At 57.9% G+C, this 17199-nt stretch carries 13 protein-coding genes and 1 pseudogene; 7 read left to right on the forward strand and 7 right to left on the reverse strand.

From position 1 onward, the window contains the following. Both LQ215_RS27330 and LQ215_RS27335 read left to right on the forward strand, forming a co-directional pair. Positions 1–550: pseudogene (locus LQ215_RS27330) on the forward strand (type IV secretion protein Rhs); the annotation flags it as partial. Next, positions 547–894: a hypothetical protein gene (locus LQ215_RS27335; RefSeq protein WP_230153404.1), complete on the forward strand. Its 348-nt coding sequence runs from the start codon at positions 547–549 to the stop codon at positions 892–894. The pseudogene LQ215_RS27330 and the gene LQ215_RS27335, both read left to right, overlap by 4 nt. Positions 895–1217: 323 nt before the next feature. Here the strand turns inward: LQ215_RS27335 and LQ215_RS27340 are convergent, their stop codons facing one another. Next, on the reverse strand, positions 1218–3005 hold the full coding sequence (locus tag LQ215_RS27340) for a bifunctional diguanylate cyclase/phosphodiesterase (RefSeq protein WP_230153405.1): 1788 nt from the start codon (positions 3003–3005) through the stop codon (positions 1218–1220). Positions 3006–3123: 118 nt separating this feature from the next. Further along, a complete protein-coding gene (locus LQ215_RS27345; protein WP_230153415.1) occupies positions 3124–5202 on the reverse strand; it encodes a carboxy terminal-processing peptidase in 2079 nt (692 codons plus the stop codon). 139 nt (positions 5203–5341) lie between these two features. On the opposite strand from LQ215_RS27345, the gene LQ215_RS27350 reads away from it, so the two are divergent. The 5 genes from LQ215_RS27350 (at position 5342) to LQ215_RS27370 (ending at position 13169) form a co-directional block, all read left to right on the forward strand. Then, positions 5342–6304, forward strand: a complete 963-nt coding sequence (locus tag LQ215_RS27350) for a zinc-binding dehydrogenase (RefSeq protein ID WP_230153406.1) — start codon at positions 5342–5344, stop codon at positions 6302–6304. A 230-nt stretch (positions 6305–6534) separates the two neighbouring features. Beyond that, entirely contained in the window at positions 6535–8196 is a 1662-nt protein-coding gene (locus tag LQ215_RS27355) for a hypothetical protein (RefSeq protein WP_230153407.1), read from the forward strand. Between the two features lie 225 nt (positions 8197–8421). Continuing rightward, positions 8422–9204 (forward strand): halovibrin HvnA, encoded by a 783-nt coding sequence (locus tag LQ215_RS27360; protein WP_230153408.1) that lies wholly within the window; start codon positions 8422–8424, stop codon positions 9202–9204. Between the two features lie 80 nt (positions 9205–9284). After that, positions 9285–10187: a hypothetical protein gene (locus tag LQ215_RS27365; protein WP_230153409.1), complete on the forward strand. Its 903-nt coding sequence runs from the start codon at positions 9285–9287 to the stop codon at positions 10185–10187. 216 nt (positions 10188–10403) lie between these two features. Next, the gene (locus tag LQ215_RS27370) at positions 10404–13169 is read left to right on the forward strand and encodes a hypothetical protein (protein WP_230153410.1); all 2766 of its coding nucleotides are present in this window, start codon (positions 10404–10406) and stop codon (positions 13167–13169) included. Between the two features lie 45 nt (positions 13170–13214). Here the strand turns inward: LQ215_RS27370 and LQ215_RS27375 are convergent, their stop codons facing one another. From LQ215_RS27375 to LQ215_RS27395, 5 genes are all read right to left on the reverse strand, one after another. Continuing rightward, positions 13215–13868 (reverse strand): HAD family hydrolase, encoded by a 654-nt coding sequence (locus LQ215_RS27375; protein WP_230153411.1) that lies wholly within the window; start codon positions 13866–13868, stop codon positions 13215–13217. A gap of 46 nt (positions 13869–13914) precedes the next feature. Beyond that, positions 13915–14904, reverse strand: a complete 990-nt coding sequence (locus LQ215_RS27380; RefSeq protein ID WP_230153412.1) for an ABC transporter ATP-binding protein — start codon at positions 14902–14904, stop codon at positions 13915–13917. After that, a complete protein-coding gene (locus LQ215_RS27385; RefSeq protein ID WP_230153413.1) occupies positions 14901–15701 on the reverse strand; it encodes an ABC transporter permease in 801 nt (266 codons plus the stop codon). The genes LQ215_RS27380 and LQ215_RS27385 overlap by 4 nt, the downstream gene beginning before the upstream one ends. After that, entirely contained in the window at positions 15688–16524 is an 837-nt protein-coding gene (locus LQ215_RS27390; protein WP_230153416.1) for an ABC transporter permease, read from the reverse strand. Before LQ215_RS27390 ends, LQ215_RS27385 begins: the two co-directional genes overlap by 14 nt. Before the next feature lie 5 nt (positions 16525–16529). After that, the coding region (locus LQ215_RS27395) for an alkaline phosphatase family protein (protein ID WP_230153414.1) at positions 16530–17199 on the reverse strand (670 nt) is incomplete at its 5' end.

The following is a 17199-nucleotide window of genomic DNA, read 5'->3' on the forward strand; positions in this document are numbered from 1 at the left end:
GGGGAAGGGTGGGTGTAGGCCGGCGGTCGGTGAGCAAGACCCGACGGCCAAGCTTGGAGTAGATGAGGGTGAGCCGACGCTGCCGATGACGGCGGAGCAGCGGCGGGCGCGGATTGATGCGTTGGCGGAAGCGAATGCCTATCGGCGGTTGGATGAGATGGAACGATCAATCCAAGGCGCGCATTTCTTGCAAAAACATGGTGCTCAGACTACGGCGGATGCTCAGCTAGAACGCGTTATGACAGGCCGAAACCCAGGCACTGGGGAAATCGATGTTTATGGAAGCGGAAGTAATGCAGGCCAACCTGCCATTCCGTCTGCCGCAACTCGTTTTTTTAGTCATCGCGACCAACTCAATGCTATTCATCGAGCTCAGTTGATTTTCAGGCGAGCAGGCATTGTGGCGTCTAAGAAGCCAATTGAAATGGGACGTGTAATTGGTGAAGGTTATAAGCGAGGAAGTTTAGAGTATGGTCAAAATACGAAGGCGATTGTCATTCTTGATGGAAGTGGCCGACCTAAAACAGCTTATACAGGATCAGGTGCATGAAAAATACATATGATATGCATGATATCTGGGGGTTATTGTTTGTTTTCAGTATTGAAAATACTCATGACGTGGCGCGTGAGGAAATAATAACTTCAAAAAATGTAAACGATGATCAAGAATTGGGTCAGCTATTTGATTTGTTGATTCGTCCGGAGTTTTTATTTTATAGCCAAAAAGAGCAAGTTTTGTTGATTAATACTCTCAGCTATTTCCTAGAGAATGGTGATAGCTTTGATAGAGTTTTCTTGAATTTGGATACGTATTTTGACGACGTTGTTAATGATCAGCGCCAATTTATGCGGGTGCTACTGGCTTCTTTAATGAGATATCAAGCCGAGAATTGACGTTCCCACGCCCTGCATGGGAATGCATCCCGTGACGCTCTGCGTCACATCAGAAGCGGAACGCGGAGCGTCCCTGGCGACATTCCCACGCAGAAGCGTGGGAATGATCGAAACGGACCCCTACTGCACCACCAAACCGCATTTCGTGGCGAGGGAGCTTGCTCCCGCTGGGCTGCGAAGCAGCCCTAAAAACAGCCTACTTGATCAACCAGACACACCGAGGGGCTGTTCAGGAGGGGGCTGCTGCGCAGCCCAGCGGGAGCAAGCTCCCTCGCCACAGGCTTAGCGCCAGCCGTTCGGGCTGTGACGAATGGAGAATCCGCTTACACCGACAACCCCAACGCCACCACAACCTCCCGCTCAGCCAACCTCTCCACCAAATACACACTTCCCCCCAAAATCTCCTTGGCATGATGCTTGGCCTGCGAAGCCAGTTCAGCCAACTGGCTGGCATCCAATTCCTCACAGGCCTCGGCGCGCAGGTGCACTACGCCAATCGACAATGACAACAATGCAAACTCCTGCCGGACGCCCTGTCGGTTCAACGCCGTAAAACATCCCGCCTCCAGGTGCTCGGGGCGGTAGAAGCGGCGGCAGTGGGTCTGGAAGTCGCTGAGGAGCTGGTCCAGGCGTCGGCGCCAGTCTTCCGGACCGAGGACCAGCAGGAAGTCGTCGCCGCCGATGTGGCCGACGAAGTCGCGGCTGGGGTCGATGCGTTCGTTCAGGCATTGGGCCAGGCACAGCAGGACTTCGTCGCCGCGACCGTAGCCGTAGATGTCGTTGAAGGGTTTGAAACTGTCGATGTCCACGTAGCAGATCACCGATTCCTGCCGTTGTTGCAGCAGGCGCGTGAGGCATTGCTGGATTGGGACGTTGCCCGGCAGCAGGGTCAGGGGGTTGGCGTAGCGGGCCTGTTGAATTTTCAGTTCGGTGATGAGCTTGAGCACGTCGATCACTCGGCCCAGGCCCAGGTAGCCGCCGTTGAGGGTGATGATGAAGTCTTCTTCGATGCGTTGCCGGGCGCGACTGGTGATCAGGCGGCTGACTTGTTGCAGTGATTGGTTCAGCTCCACCGCGAGAAAGTCGTCGCTCATCAAGCGGCTGATGGGTTTGCGGGCGAACAGGTCGGTGGCGAAGGGTTTGAGCAAGGCGTCCGAGAGCGAATGACGATGAACGATGCCGCAAGGCTGGCCTTGATCATCCAGCACCGCCAGGGAGTTGAGATTGGCCTGGCGACGAAACGCTTCCAGCACGGTGGCTGTCGGTGTGTTGTGGGCCACTGCCGGTTGTTCGTTGAGTAGCGCACTGAGGTCGTTGACCTCATCGGTCAAGGCCGCCACACCGCTGTCCTGCTTGGGCATCAGCGCCCGGGCATCGCGTGACGGTTGTTCCTGAGGCCGGGCCAGCAGATAGCCCTGGACCAGGTCGACGCCCATTTCGATCAGCACCGCCAGTTCTTCCGGCAATTCGATGCCCTCGGCGATCACTTGGGCGCGGGAAGCCCGGGCGATTTTCAGGATCGAGCCCACGAACTCGCGCTTGAGGGCGTCCTGATGGATGCCGTCGATGAAATGTCGGTCGATCTTCACATAATCGGGCCGCAATTCAGACCACAGCCGCAGGCTCGAATAACCGGCGCCCAGGTCGTCCAAGGCAATCGAGAAACCCATCGCTCGGTAGTGATGCAGGGCGGTTTGCAGGAGCTGGAAGTCATCGATGGGGGTTTGTTCGGTCAGTTCGATCACGACCTGGCTGGGGGCAATGCCGAGGTCCTGCAGCAGTTGCAGGGTGCGCCCGGTCTGGTGCGCGGATTCCAGCAGCGACTCGGGCGAGACATTGAGAAACAGCTTGCCCGGCAGCTTTTGTTCATTGAAGCGCTGGCAGGCGCTGCGGCGGCAGGCCAGTTCCAGCTCGCTGAGGCGGCCAGCCTGGCGCGCCACGGAAAGCAGCGCGATGGGGGAGTGCAACGGGCTGTTGGAGGGGCCGCGGGTCAAGGCTTCATAACCCACGATGCGCCGTTCGGAAAGGCAGATGATCGGTTGGAACAGGCTGTGCAAACCGCTTTGAGCCAGGATCGAACTCAAGGCACTCAGCTGTTCTGTCGTGGTCATGGCAATCTCTGGCGATAAAAAAAGGACCGGGTGCGCGGCACCCGGTCCTGTATTTCACGACAGACTGATGTCAGTTTGATGACACTCCGACGAGCATCACCATTAAATGGCCATCATCTTAGTGCTTGGCGATCGCCGTGTTGAGTTTCAGGTAATCCAGCAGGATCCGCCCGGTCTCGCTCAGGTAGGCATCGTCTTCCGGCTTGGTTTTCTCCGGCTCGGTGATCAGGTCTTCGTCCTCTTTTTTCAGCTCTTTGAGCGGTTCTTCGCCCTTGGCCTTGCGACGCAGGTTTTCCATGGTCAGCTGCTTGGCCTCGATGTCGGCATGCTGCGCGCGACGGTCGGTTTCGTTGAGGGTGACGGTTTTCTCCATCATCAACTTCTGCGCCAAGGCCAGCTTGTCGCGAATGAAGACAAACTCTGCATCCTGGGCCGTGCGGGTGTCATGCTCGGACTTGAGCTGGGCCAGGAATGGCTTGAACGGGTCCACGGCCGGTTTGATCGCAGGCCGGATGGTGTCCCACGGCATGGCTTCTGGCAGGGCGCTTTCACCGATTTCCTTGGTGTCGATGATCGACGGGTAATCGATGTCAGGCAGCACGCCCTGGTGCTGGGTGCTCTGGCCGGAAACCCGGTAGAACTTCGCCAGGGTCAGTTTCAGTTCGCCATGGTTGAGCGGCTGGATGGTCTGCACGGTGCCTTTGCCGAAGGTTTGGCCGCCGATGATCAGCGCACGGTGATAGTCCTGCATGGCGCCGGCGAAAATCTCCGAAGCCGAGGCGGACAGGCGATTGACCAGCAAGGCCATTGGCCCCTTGTAGAACGCACCCGGGTTTTCGTCTTCCAGTACATCCACCCGGCCATCGGCGTTACGCACGAGCACGGTCGGGCCCTTGTCGATGAACAGGCTGGTCAGCTCGGTGGCTTCCTGGAGGGAGCCGCCGCCGTTGTTGCGCAAGTCGATGACCACGCCGTCGACTTTTTCCTTCTGCAGTTCGGTCAGCAGCTTCTTGACGTCGCGGGTGGTGCTCTTGTAATCCGGATCCCCGGCGCGGAAGGCCTTGAAGTCCAGGTAAAAGGCTGGAATTTCAATGATGCCGAGCTTGTAGTCCTTGCCGTCCTGCTTGAGGTTGAGGACCGATTTTTTCGCTGCCTGGTCATCCAGCTTCACCGCTTCACGGGTGATGGACACGATCTTGCTGGTCTGGTCGTTCGGCGCATTGCTGGCCGGGATGACTTCCAGGCGCACCACGGAGCCTTTCGGGCCACGGATCAGCTTGACCACTTCGTCCAGGCGCCAGCCGACCACGTCGACCATTTCCTTGTTGCCTTGGGCAACGCCGATGATCTTGTCCGCCGGGCTGACCTGTTTGGTCTTGTCCGCAGGGCCCGCCGGGACCAGGCGCACGATTTTCACCTGGTCGTTGTCGCTCTGCAGCACCGCCCCGATGCCTTCCAGGGACAGGCTCATGTTGATGTCGAAGTTTTCCGCGTTATCCGGCGACAGATAATTGGTGTGCGGGTCGTAGGACATGGCGAATGTGTTGATGTACGCCTGGAAAATGTCTTCGGCGCGGGTCTGGTCCAGGCGAGCCAATTGATTCTTGTAGCGTTTGGTCAGGGTTTCCTGGATCTGCTTGGGATCCTTGCCGGCAATCTTCATGCGCAGCACTTCGTCCTTGACGCGCTTGCGCCACAGGTCATCGAGTTCGGCTGTGCTTTTGAGCCAAGGAGCGTCCTTGCGATCGACCAGCAAAGTTTCCTTGGCGTTGAAGTCGATTTTGTCGACGCCTTTGTTCAGTTCGGCAAGGGCGTAGTCCAGACGCGCCTTCACGCGGTCCAGATAGCGCTTGTAGATGGTGAACCCGGCGTTCAGGTCGCCGCTCTTGAGGAAGTCGTCGAACTGGGTTTTCCACTTGTCGAATTCAGCGATGTCGCTGGCCAGGAAATAACTGCGCGACGGATCGAGCAGCTTCAAGTAGCTGTCATAGATGATGACCGAGCGCGCATCATCGAGCGGCGGCTTGCTGTAGTGATGGCGCTTGAGCAGCTCGACTACATTAAGGCTGGCAATCACCTCGTCACGATCGGGCTGAAGCTTGTCCCAGCTATTGGCTGCGAACGTATCGTTCGACAGCGGCAACAGGCCGAGGCCAATGACGAGCGCGAGGGCGGTACTGGGGAACAGGTGCTTCATGCTGATTCGACGCAGGGACAATTGATAACGCATATTAGGCCGTCTTTGAAGTCGCCGGTTCCATGTGGCCCGGGCGCATAATGCAAGAAAGCCCGGCGTTGAAGCAGCGGGCCCAGTCGAGACTCACTATGGAGGCACCGTGAAAGCATTGCAAGGCGTTGAAGGCCAAGTGGTATGGGCAGATGAGCCGAGCCCGACGTGTGATGTCGGGCAAGTTCGTATTCGTGTGGCAGCCGCCGGCCTGAATCGGGCCGATTTGTTGCAAAAAGCCGGACTTTACCCGCCGCCACCCGGCGCCAGCCAGGTGTTGGGGCTGGAATGTTCCGGGATGATCAGCGAAGTCGGACCGGGCTCTTCCTGGCAGGTCGGCGACCGCGTTTGTGCATTGTTGGCCGGTGGTGGGATGGCCGAGGAAGTGGTGGTCGATGGCCGCCATGTGCTGCCCGTGCCGGAAGGCCTGTCAATGGCCGAAGCGGCCGCGCTGCCTGAGGTCTACAGCACCGCGTGGTTGAACCTGTTCCAGCTGGCGGCGCTCAAGCCGGGTGAAAAAGTGTTGCTGCACGCTGGCGCCAGCGGTGTCGGCTCGGCCGCGATCCAGCTGTGCAAGGCCTTCGGCAACCCGTGCTGGGTCAGTGTCGGCTCGACCGAGCGGCTGGCCTATTGCGAGGCGCTGGGCGCCCTGGGCGGCGTGGTGCGCACCGATGGCCTGGAGGGGTTGAACGACCTCGGTCCCTTCGACGTGATCCTCGATCCGGTGGGCGCCAACTACGCCAGCCTCAACGTGAAACTTTTGTCAGTTGACGGCCGCTGGGTATTGATCGGCCTGATGGGCGGGCGCTCGACCGAACTTGATCTGGCACAGGTGCTGGGCAAACGCATCCAATTGCTCGGCTCGACGTTGCGCAGCCGTGACGAGCAGTTCAAGGCCGACCTGATCAGCGAACTGGGTCAACAGGTGTGGCCGTTGTTCGCCGACAAACGCCTGAGCCCGCAACTGGCCCGGACCTTTGCCATCAAGGACGCCGAAGCAGCGTTCGCGGAACTGGCGACCAACCAGGTGTCCGGGAAATTGGTGTTGGTGATTGACGAGCAGTTGCAATAGCGCTGATCGCTTTCGTGGCTTGTCCGGTGCCGCAGGTTGCGCCGGGCTGCTTTCCTGGCTCGCGCGCCTTGATTGGAAGGGCCGGGTTCGCAGCTGCGCTTCCCGTGGTTAACCGTTCGTCCTGAAGCAGTGCCCACCTGTAAGGTCTGACAGTAGCCGATTTCCCTGATCCCGCCTGTAATGAAGCCGTCCTCGGACGCCTGACACATTACCTGCCAGAGGAACATGGGATGGCCATTCAATCTTCCACAGCCAATAACCCGTTCGTGTTAGACCCAGTGATGATCACTGGTTGGGTAACTCCAGTGAAACCGGAAAGTCTTGCGCACGGGGGCATTCCCAAACGCATTTATGACGACGCGCCTGACGGTTGTGAATGTTGGATCGATCCTTGGACCGAGTTCCAGGCGCGCGCCTGGACAATGGGGGTGGGGGATCGTGCTGACCTGTACCTTAATGACGAAACGACACCCGTGGATGGCGCGACCGTCCAGCCAGGCGAGGAAAATAAACAAATCGTCTTGCATATTCCCAAGGGACGGCTGCGTAACGGGGTCAACAGACTGCATTACAAAGTGACTCGCCTGAGTGGAAACGTCGAAGACTCTAGAGATCTCAATGTCCTGTATCACCTGTTCTCTCCCGGAGCGAATGATCCGGAGGGCACGCTCATCGATATGAATCTGGTGGTCCCTCCCGACGTCGAGCAATATGGCGTTAGTGCCGCTCGGGCTGCCGAAGGCGTGCTGTTCGGTTTCGAATACGCGAACCAGCGTGCCTATGACACCGTTCGCTTTCAACTGGGTGTTGAGAACATCGATGTGTCTGTGAATGGACCAACGGAAGCCGTGTCGAAGACGCTTTATACCGATACTTTCAGGGCAGTCGGTGACAATCCCAGAACGCTTGCCAAGTTCTCAGTGACCGACCAGTTGGGTAATTTCAATCAGTCAGCTTCCGAGTATCTGGACGTTCACCTTGACCGAGTGACGGCACCGGTTATCACTTTGCTGCAAGATCGCCAAGGCAATGAAATTCCCGAGGGTGGAATGACCCTCGATACCAGCGTAACGGTCCATGGCACGGCCAGTAATGGGGATGTGATTCAGTTATATGGAAACGGCAGTCCGATCGGGAATACTTTTACGGTGGTCGGCACAGCCTGGAACCATACGTTAAGTAATCTGGCGATCGATATTTACAGCCTGATCGCAAGGGTGGGCACAACGTCATCGACACCCAGAAGCTTTATTGTTTCGCATTTATCTAAACCAACACTCCCCCAAGCCTATAACAGCGCCGGTACGCGTTTGCGTATGGGGTTTGATGGGGAAAAGGATCTTTATCGCGTTGAGTTTCTGGATGTTGTGGTGCCTGATTACGTTGGTTCGCACCGTGATCATATATTGAATGTTATCTGGAAGGGACGTGTCGTCACCTACACCGAAACTAATCCTGTTCCGGGCCAACGGGTCTTGAAGGTTCCACGAATGGAGTTTATTGACTCGATTGGAAGTACTCCGATTCAAGTCGATTATAGCGTCCAGCTGTCTGCCACGAGCAGGGCAATGATATCCGAGCGTTGGGGGCCGGTATTTATTGATGAGCAGGCGCTGGCATTGCCTGAGCCGCTCTATAACCCTGCCACTCGAATGGTGACAGTGACCGATACGAGCGCAATGCGCGATTATAAAATCAGGGTTCGATGGCAGGGGGTTGTTACCCATGATGGTCCAGAAGTACTTTTGGACACTACTCGACCTTATACGTATCTCGTCGACCCGCAGTGGGTGGCTGAAAGTGTGGGGACCACTGTGCTGCTCAACTATACGCTGCGTCTTGATGCTAATAATCCCATTCTTTTCTCGCATTACCTGAGAATCCCACTGTAGCCGCCCACGACCGCAGTTTTCTGCTAATTGCCTTACTAGAAAAATAGTCAAATAGTACGCCTGTCGGCTCCTTCGACAGTGCTTGAGGGAGCGAGTATGAGAGCGCCTCGGCTCATTGTGCTGGGCTTGATGCTATTACTAGGCTGCAGCACTTCCCAACACCAGTCGCAGCCACTGTTCGGTGTCAGCGCGGCCTTGCAGACGGGGGAGGAGACGGCCGCCAGAATGACCCGCCGTTATAGCGAAACCCCCAGCCACTGCGCGGACCTTGAGGAGATGGCGTTCAAATGTTCCGGTGTTATTTTTCGAGGTACCGAAGCTTCCCCCGCGTTTCACGCATGGAACCCGGCGCCTAATGCTTATCTCAGAAATGGTGTCTCGTTTTCTTACTTGAGAGCAGATTCGAAGTTCAAGAGATTGGCCTATAACTACAATCATGGCTTTGTACTTTACCCGCAAAATGATCAACCAGCGGACACAGTCACCATTGAGGTCCGTTGTGTTTTTCCATTGGATGCCGCCAGTGAGCTTAGGGCAACAGATGCCTGTGGTAGCAACCCAAACTTCCCCCAAGTAAGCGCTCCCTGTCAACCGCAAGGCGTGCTGACGGGTGAACAATGGCTCCAGCATTTCATTAATAAAGCCCAGTCGCGGGGTACCAGCCAGTGCGGATTCAAGGTTCACGAAGCTATGGGTATGGCTGCTGCTCAAGGCTTCTATGAGGCGGTCAGGGCGATGGGCTTGGCAGGAAATTTGTCTTTTCCCGTGCAAAACGAATTGATCTTGACACCTTGGGCGCAGGACATTGGCGATCGCTTGCCAATCGAGGCTTTTTTTTATACCCCCGAGGGCGATGGCGGACTGGCTGGCGCCCGGGAAGATCAAGAGGATTTCTATAAAGGCACGGGAATTTTATTGCCGGTCATTCGTATGACGCTTCCGGCAACCGCCGATGCCAACGCTACTTTCCAATTTTTTTCCGGTGAGCAGTGGACGCCTGAAAAATAGCGATTTTCTCTCTAATTAGAAAGCGAACTTGGTTTTCCTCGCAGGCTGACTATTAAAGGGGATTTTCAAGAGAGGTGGGTATGGCAAAGTCATTATTTTTAATGTTGGGCCTCACCCTGTTGTTCGCCTGCAGCACGCCGCAACAACAGCTAATGGGCATCGAGGCTTTAACCTCGAGGACAGGCGAAGAGGTCGCGGTCGGCATGAGGGAACGTTACCGAGATACCCGCCCCAACTGCACGGACGTGGAAGAGGCAGCGTTTAAATGCACGGGCGTTATTATTCGAGGTACCGAAGCCTCCGCCATGTTTCATGCCTGGAACCCGGCCCCAGGTTCTTATGAACGGAATGGGGTGTCTTTTTCTTTTCTGCGAATGGATGCGAAGTTTAAAAGGCTGCCTTACGATTACAATCACGGCTTCATACTTTATCCTGAGGATGATCAGCCGGCGGATAAGAACATTATAGAAGTTCGCTGTGTTTTTCCTTTGGATGGTTGGACAAGTTTAAGAGTCAACAATGCTTGCGGCGAAACGCCAGATTATCCCCAAAGCCGCCCTTGCCAAGAGCAAGGTGTGGACACTGCTCAAAAATGGCTTTCCCATTATACCGGGCCGGCTGGCTCGGTCCTCTCCCGGCAATGCGGATTCAAAGTTCATGAAAATCTGGGCGTGGCCGCTGCTGAGGCGTTCGACGAAGCGATCAAGGCGATGGGCTTACTCGGGGAGCAGTCTTTCAATAGTGTAAATGAACTTATCCTGACTCCTTGGGAGCAAGATATAGGCGAGCGTCTGCCTATCCAGGCGTTTTTCTACATACCCACAGGAGCGGGGGGGCTGGCAGGCGCCCAAGAGGATCAAGAGGATTTTTACGGGCAAACCCAGATTTGGTTGCCGATTATCCGGTTGACCTTGCCCGCGACCGCCAGCGTTGATGCGAACTTTGAATATATCGAAGACGATCAATGGACACCCGCCAACTAAGTGAGGCGGTATAGAACGAAACGCTGTTCAAACTGACTGACGGGATCTTCCGAGTGAGGCTGCCCCGATACCCTCCGACAAAGAACGTTGGAGTATCGACCTGTGAATCTGGGTGCAGCCGTGACCCGAAGAGCCCGGACGCTGGGGATCGCCTCCTGGCTTCGGCTCCGGCAGGCATTCGAATCATGGTTGAACCTTTTTTATTGGAGATTTGTCATGTCTGCGCAGTCTTCCGGGGGCGCCCCACTGTCGTTGTTGGAGCCATTGCAGATCCCCGACAGCATACCCGCATATCCGCCTGCCCCAGCAGGTACCCTGGGCATCAACATCGCCGCCGCTCGGCTGGCCCATCCCCTGCAAGGCTTGAAGCTAGTCATCGCGCCGTGGACCGCCATGAGCGTTGATGACAGTTACCGAGTGAAGATCAACCAGTTCCCTGTATTGACCGGTCGTATTACCGAGCCTGATCAGGTAGGGCGTGAGCTGATACGGTTTATTCCGTCGATAGGATTGGTAGATGGCGCCTACGATCTAAACTACGACGTTCTCAGGCCCGATGGAGGCCCCCCCGAGTCATCGACGGTCACGAAAATCCATATCAAGATCGACGCCGCGCCCCCCGGTGGCAAGGACAGTAATCCAGACCTCGGGCATTCCGAGCTGGCGATGATCATCGCGCCCGAGTTCCTGCCACCGGCAGTGATCGACAGCGAGGCTGCCGCGCTCGGTGTACCCATCACGATCGCGCCTTACCCGTTCATGGCTGTAGGTGACCGTATCACCCTGTCCTGGGGCGGCCAACTCGTCTCACTGCCCGAGCCTGTGACCGAAGAGCAGGTCGTGGATCCTGAGAACAACCCTTTAGTGATTATCGTCGATCAGGCCGCTGTGCTGGCGAGTGGCGATACCGACAGTTATGGCCTCGTGGTGGCCTTTGATGTTCATGATCAAGTGGGCAATCGCTCGGAAGACTGGAGCGCCGCTCAACGGGTGGTAATCGGCACCGGGAATGCACGCCTAGACGCACCTCTGATCAAACAAGTACGCAATCTGGTCTTGGACATGGATGAGTTGCGCAGGGCGGATCTGATTTTCCAGACATATGCCGTCGGCGTTGATTTTGCCGTGGGCGACGAAGTGGAAGCGCGGTTGAAGGGAACGACCGCGAGTGGCGAGGTGGTGGAGGTGAGTTACGTCAAAGAGCGGATCACCAACGTGCCGGGGGTGCTTGAGTTTGCGCGTCCCAGCGCAGAGGTGCGGGCATTGATCGGGAGTGTCCATGTGGGTTTTTCCTATCGTCTGCTAAAGGCCGATGGCAGCCCGGCTCTGCTCTCAAGAATTTTCTCGCCGCAATTGATCGGACGGCCTTCACTTCTCGCGGCACCGGTCGCTGTTGACGCGTTTGCCCGCACCCTTGATCCGCAATTGCCCAGCACCAGGATCGAGATTCCTTGGGACGAGGCGATGGAGGCGGGCAACGTTATCAGGCTGGTCTGGAAGGGAAACAAGGCGAGCGGTGAGGCGTATGCCCCTGAGCTGGCGATTCACACCATCAGTGAGACAGAAGCTGCAGAGGCCAGCCCCATCTTCATCAGCGTCGACGGCGAGCACTTGAGGGCTATCGATAAGGGTACGCTGGTGCTGTCCTATTGGTTGCGCAGTGGCGAGGTCGAGGGAACGATTGTCGAGCATGAGTCCCTGCACGCGGTTGCTCTGAGTATCGCTTGGCCGAACGCGGTATTGGCTGAGCCGGATGTAGTGGGAGAAAGCGATGGAGTGTTGGACCCGGCTGACTTCGTGGCAGGCACTCAGTTGATCGTGCGCCAATATGAAGGTCAGGCTGCCGGGGATGCGGTGCACATACTCTGGTGGGGCTCTATCAACGGGCGTTACCAAGATGTGATTACGCTGGACGCGTCGAACGAAAAAGCCGACGTGTCGTTCAATATCCCGGTTTCCCAGATCGCGGCCAATCGCGGCGGCACTGTCAAGGTCATGTATTGGGTTGAGCGGGCCACGGGCCCGGCTGCTTCTGCGGCGTTGGAGATGAGTATCTGGGTAAAGGGTGCCCCAACGGTGGATGACATCCGGGACGACATTGATTCCATTGCAAACGGTATGACATTCCAAACCCGTGTGACGGTAACCGGCACGGCGCTAGCTGCCAGCGCGAAACAGATCCAGTTGTTCGACAGTGATACGCCGATCGGCGAACCTGGGGATGTTGTCGACACGAAGTGGAGCATCACCCTTACAGATCTGGGCGTCCGGGCCTACCAGCTTGAGGCCAGGGATGTGGACACCGGGCAGGGGTCGTTGCCCGTGGGCTTCGCTGTCATCGTGCCGGTCAAGCCGACTATCCCCAAGGCCTACAACAACAAGGGCAATCGGGTGCAGATCGGGTTCAATGGTGAAAAAGACTTGTACAGGGATGAATATTTGGAAGTCATCGTGCCCCCTTATCAGGGGGAGTCCGAATCCCACATCTTCAATATCATCTGGCAGGGGCGCGCGAATACCTACACCGAGGCCAACCCCGTCGCGGGGCGACGCCCGCTGCAGGTTCCTCGCATGGAGTTCATCGACAACATCGGATTTGCCGTAAAGGTGGGCTATACGATCAAGACGCCAACCGCCAATGCGCCGCTGCAATCAGAGTTCCTGACATTGACCATCGATGAGCAACCCCTCGTATTGGATGCGCCGGTCTACGACCGTGCAACGCGTGTCGTGACTGTGAGCGATACCCGCGCATTGGCCGGATACGATATCGGCGTGCGGTGGAGCGGCCTGCAGACCCATGAAGGCACCCGATCAGCCGTCAACGCGAACCAGCCCTATACCTTCACGGTGCCATTGGAATGGGTGCAGGAAAGTGACGCAACCGCGGTGCTGGTTAATTACTCCGTTCGGCTCAGCGCGGGGGGTAATCCTCTGAACTTCTCGCACTGTCTGAGGGTAGCAATTGGACCTTCTTCATGACGTTCCAGACTGCTGCTAAGGCCTCGTCCAGGCGGGCACCCGTATCTACTTCCATTCGTGAATCGGCCAACCCGCCTTTTCGGCATGAGCCTTCAACACCGGATCCGGGTTCACCACATGGGGGAAGTCCACCCGCAGCAACAGCGGCAGGTCATTGCGCGAATCAGAATAGAAACTTGCGCCTTCCAGGTTCTCTTCCTCGGCATCCAGCCAGTCCAGCAGCCGCGCGATCTTGCCTTCGCGGTAGGTCAGGGTGCCCACGGTCTGGCCGCTATACACCCCATGGCTCACTTCAAGTTCGATCGCCAGGATCTCATCGATGCCCAGGCGTTCGGCAATCGGCTTGACCAGATGCGTGCCCGAGGCCGAGATCACCAGGATCCGGTCGCCGGCCTTGCGGTGTTCGGCGATGGTCTTGGTGGCGTCGCTGAAGATGATCGGTTCGATGAAGTCTTCCACCCAAGGCGCCACCAGGTGTTCGATTTCTTCCGGTGTGCGGCCGATCATCGGTTCCAGGCTGAAGTCCATGTACTCTTCCATGCTCAGCTTGCCGTGGCTGTAGGCGTCCATCAGCGCGTTGTTGCGCTGCATGAACGACTCGGGATCGACCCAGCCCAGGCGTCCCATCTGTTCGCTCCAGAGGGTGGCGCAGTCGCCGTGGATCAGGGTTTCGTCCAGATCAAAAATTGCCAGGGCCATCAGCGCGTTTTCCTCTTCAAGATAAGCTTCAAAATCAACAAAGCCATCAGGCTACCTCACACAGCGCCGACGGATCGATGGAAAGTGACAGGCGTGCGCCATCGGGGTGCAAGTCGGCGGCCGAGCGATTGAGTACATCCACCACCAGTTCCACGCCACGGGCCTCGACCCGGTAGCGAATCACGTTGCCCAGCAGGCTATGGCTGCGGATCAGCGCATCGGCCTCGCCGTTGCGGCTCAGCTCGATGGCTTCCGGGCGGATGGCGATACGGCCGCTCACCGGCCGTTGCAGCAGTTTGGTCGCGCTGTCGGCATCCAGCAGGTTGTAGTTGCCGATGAAACCGGCGGCAAAGACGTCGACTGGCGCTGTGTAAAGGGTTTCGGCATCGCCGCTCTGTACGATCTTTCCCTGGTTCATCAGGAAAATCCGGTCAGACATGGTCAGGGCTTCTTCCTGGTCGTGTGTGACGAAGATCGTGGTCAGGCCCAGCTCACGCTGGATCTGTCGGATCTGCTCGCGCAAGTGCTTGCGAATCCGTGCATCCAGGGCCGACAGCGGCTCATCCAGCAGCAACAGGCGCGGCCGGGTCACCAGGGAACGGGCGAGGGCGACGCGCTGGCATTGGCCGCCGGACAGTTGATGGGGATAGCGGCCGGCAAAATCATGCAGCTCCACCAGGCGCAGGATCTCCAGCACACGCTTGTGGCTGTCCGAGGCGTCGACTTTTTGCATGCGCAGGCCGAAGGCGACGTTCTGTTCCACAGTCATGTTGGGGAACAAGGCGTAGCTCTGGAACACCATGCCGATGCCGCGTTTCTGCGGGCTCAACGGGACGATGTCTTGCCCGTCGAGGATGATCTGGCCGGCATCCACCGCGGTCAGGCCGGCAATGCAGCGCAACAGCGTGGACTTGCCACAACCGGAAGGGCCGAGGAGGGTGACGAATTCGCCCTTGGCGATCTCGCAGTTGATGTCGCTGAACACCGGCGTGCCCGCGTAGCTTTTTTGCAGGTGTTGGACGCTGACGTAGCTCATTGGCTTTTGTCCTTGCTCAAGATGTTGGCCGCCCAGGTCAGGACCAGTACGAAGAAAAAATAGGAGATCACCAGCGCACTGGTGAAGTGACCGCTGCTGTTGCGCATGTTGTTCAGGTACACCTGCAGGGTTTCATAGCGAGTGCCGACGAGGATGTTGGCAAACACGAATTCGCCGAACAGGAACGAGAAGGACAGCAGCAACGCCACCATCAGGCCCTTGCGCAGGTTCGGCAGCACCACCAGGAACGCCGCCTGGAAAGTGCTGGCGCCGAGCAGTTGGGCGGCGTCCATCAGGTCGCGCAGGTTGATGGCTTGCAGGTTGTTGGTGATCGCCCGGTACATGAACGGCAGCGCGACGGTGAAGTAGCAGCCGATCAGGATCCACGGCGTGCCGACCATCGCCAGCGGCCCGGAGCCGTAGAGTTGCAACAGCCCCACCGACGACACCACCGGCGGTACCGCGAAGGGCAGCAGGATGAGGATGTTCATCAGCGCGTCGAGCCTGGGGAAGTGGTAATGCACCACGAACAGCAACGGTAGGATCAACACCACCGAGAGCACCAGCGCGCCGACGCAAACCAGCAGCGATTGGCCGAAGGCATGGAGAAAACGCGGGTCGCTCCACAACTGCACATACCATTTGAAGGTGAAGCCGCTGGGCAGCACGGTGGCCGACCAGCTACTGGCGATGGAGTAGACGAGCGTGCCGGCCAGGGGCAGCAGCAGGATGGCGAACAGCAGGTACACCACCACCCGATGATAGAGCCCGACGGAGCCCGGTTCAGCGCGAGACATGGTAGCTCCTCTTGAGCAGCAACTGATGGACGATGGTCACCACGGTCATCAATGCCACCAATATCACGGCCAGGGCACTGGCCATGTTCGGGTCGAGGGAAATATCGCCGGAAACCATGGCGGCGATGCGAATCGGCAGTACGTTGAAGTTGCCGGTGGTCAGCGCGTAGACCGTGGCGTAGGCGCCGAGGGCGTTGGCCAGCAGGATCACGAAGGTGCCCAGCAGCGCCGGGGTCAGCACCGGCAAGCCGATGTGGCGCCAGAACTGCCAGCCGTTGGCGCCCAGCAGCTCGGCGGATTCGCGCCAGTCTTCGCGCAGGGCGTCGAAGGCCGGATAGAGCAGCAGCACGCCCAGGGGGATCTGGAAGTAGGTGTAGAGGATGATCAGGCCGGTTTTCGAGTACAGGTTGAAATCCTCGATGATCCCCGCCTGTTTGAGCATGATCGTGATGCTGCCGTTGAACCCGAGCAAAATGATGAAGGCGAAGGCCAGGGGCACGCCGGCGAAGTTGCTGGTCATGTTGGCAAAGGCGTTGACGAAGTTGCGCAGTCGCGAATCCACCCGGCGCAGGGAGTAGCTGCCCAGCACGGCGATGACGATGCCAAACACACTGGACCAGAAGCTGATCTCCAAGCTGTGCTGGATCGCTTGCAGGTAGAACTTCGAGCTGAAGATCTTGCTGAAGTTGGCCAGGCCCCAGCCGAACTCTTGCGATTCCAGGCTGTTGACCAGCACCCAGAGCAGCGGGGCGATCTGGAACACGATGAAGAAAATCGCGAAGGGCACCAGGCACAACGCTGCCAGCCATTTGCCGCGCGTCATGGCGTTCACTTGAGTAACTCCTGGCAATAGGGTTTGTCGTGGTCGACGCCGAGCAATTGGCAAATGGTGCCGCACAGTTCGGTCTGCCGGGGCGTGGCCGCGGGATCGAGACTGAAGCCGCTGCCCAGGACAAACAGCGGCACTTCCCGTTCTTCGGCCAGCAGACCGTTATGGGAGCGGTCGTTGTTCATGCCGTGGTCGGAGGTCACCAGCACCTGGTAACCGGCGTCGAGCCAGCCTTGCAGGTAGACCGCCAGGTTGATGTCGGCCGAGCGCGCGCTGTTGCGGTATTGCGCAGTGTCAAGGCCATGCTTGTGGCCGGCGTCGTCGATGTTCATCGGGTGCACCAGCAGGAAGCTTGGCAAGTAGCGCTGGCGCAGGTGTTCGGCATCGGCGAACAGATGGGAATCGGGGTAGTGGTCATTCCAATAGAAATGCCCGTGTTGAATCGGCAAGTCGGGGTTGTCGGTGTGACGATCACGACCGGCCACGAAGGGCGAGATGTTGTAGAGCTCGCTGACCCAGTGATACGCCGCGGCCGCCGTACTCAAGCCGGCCTGGGTGGCGTAGTGGAAAATGCTGCGCTGGTTCGACAGGCGCGTGACATTGTTGTGCACGATCCCGCTGTCGATCGGCACGACGCCAGTGAGGATGCATTCGTAGAGCGGGCGGGAC

This window comes from Pseudomonas brassicacearum (genome assembly GCF_918698105.1).
In the GTDB taxonomy this organism is placed as follows: Bacteria; Pseudomonadota; Gammaproteobacteria; order Pseudomonadales; family Pseudomonadaceae; genus Aquipseudomonas; species Aquipseudomonas brassicacearum_F.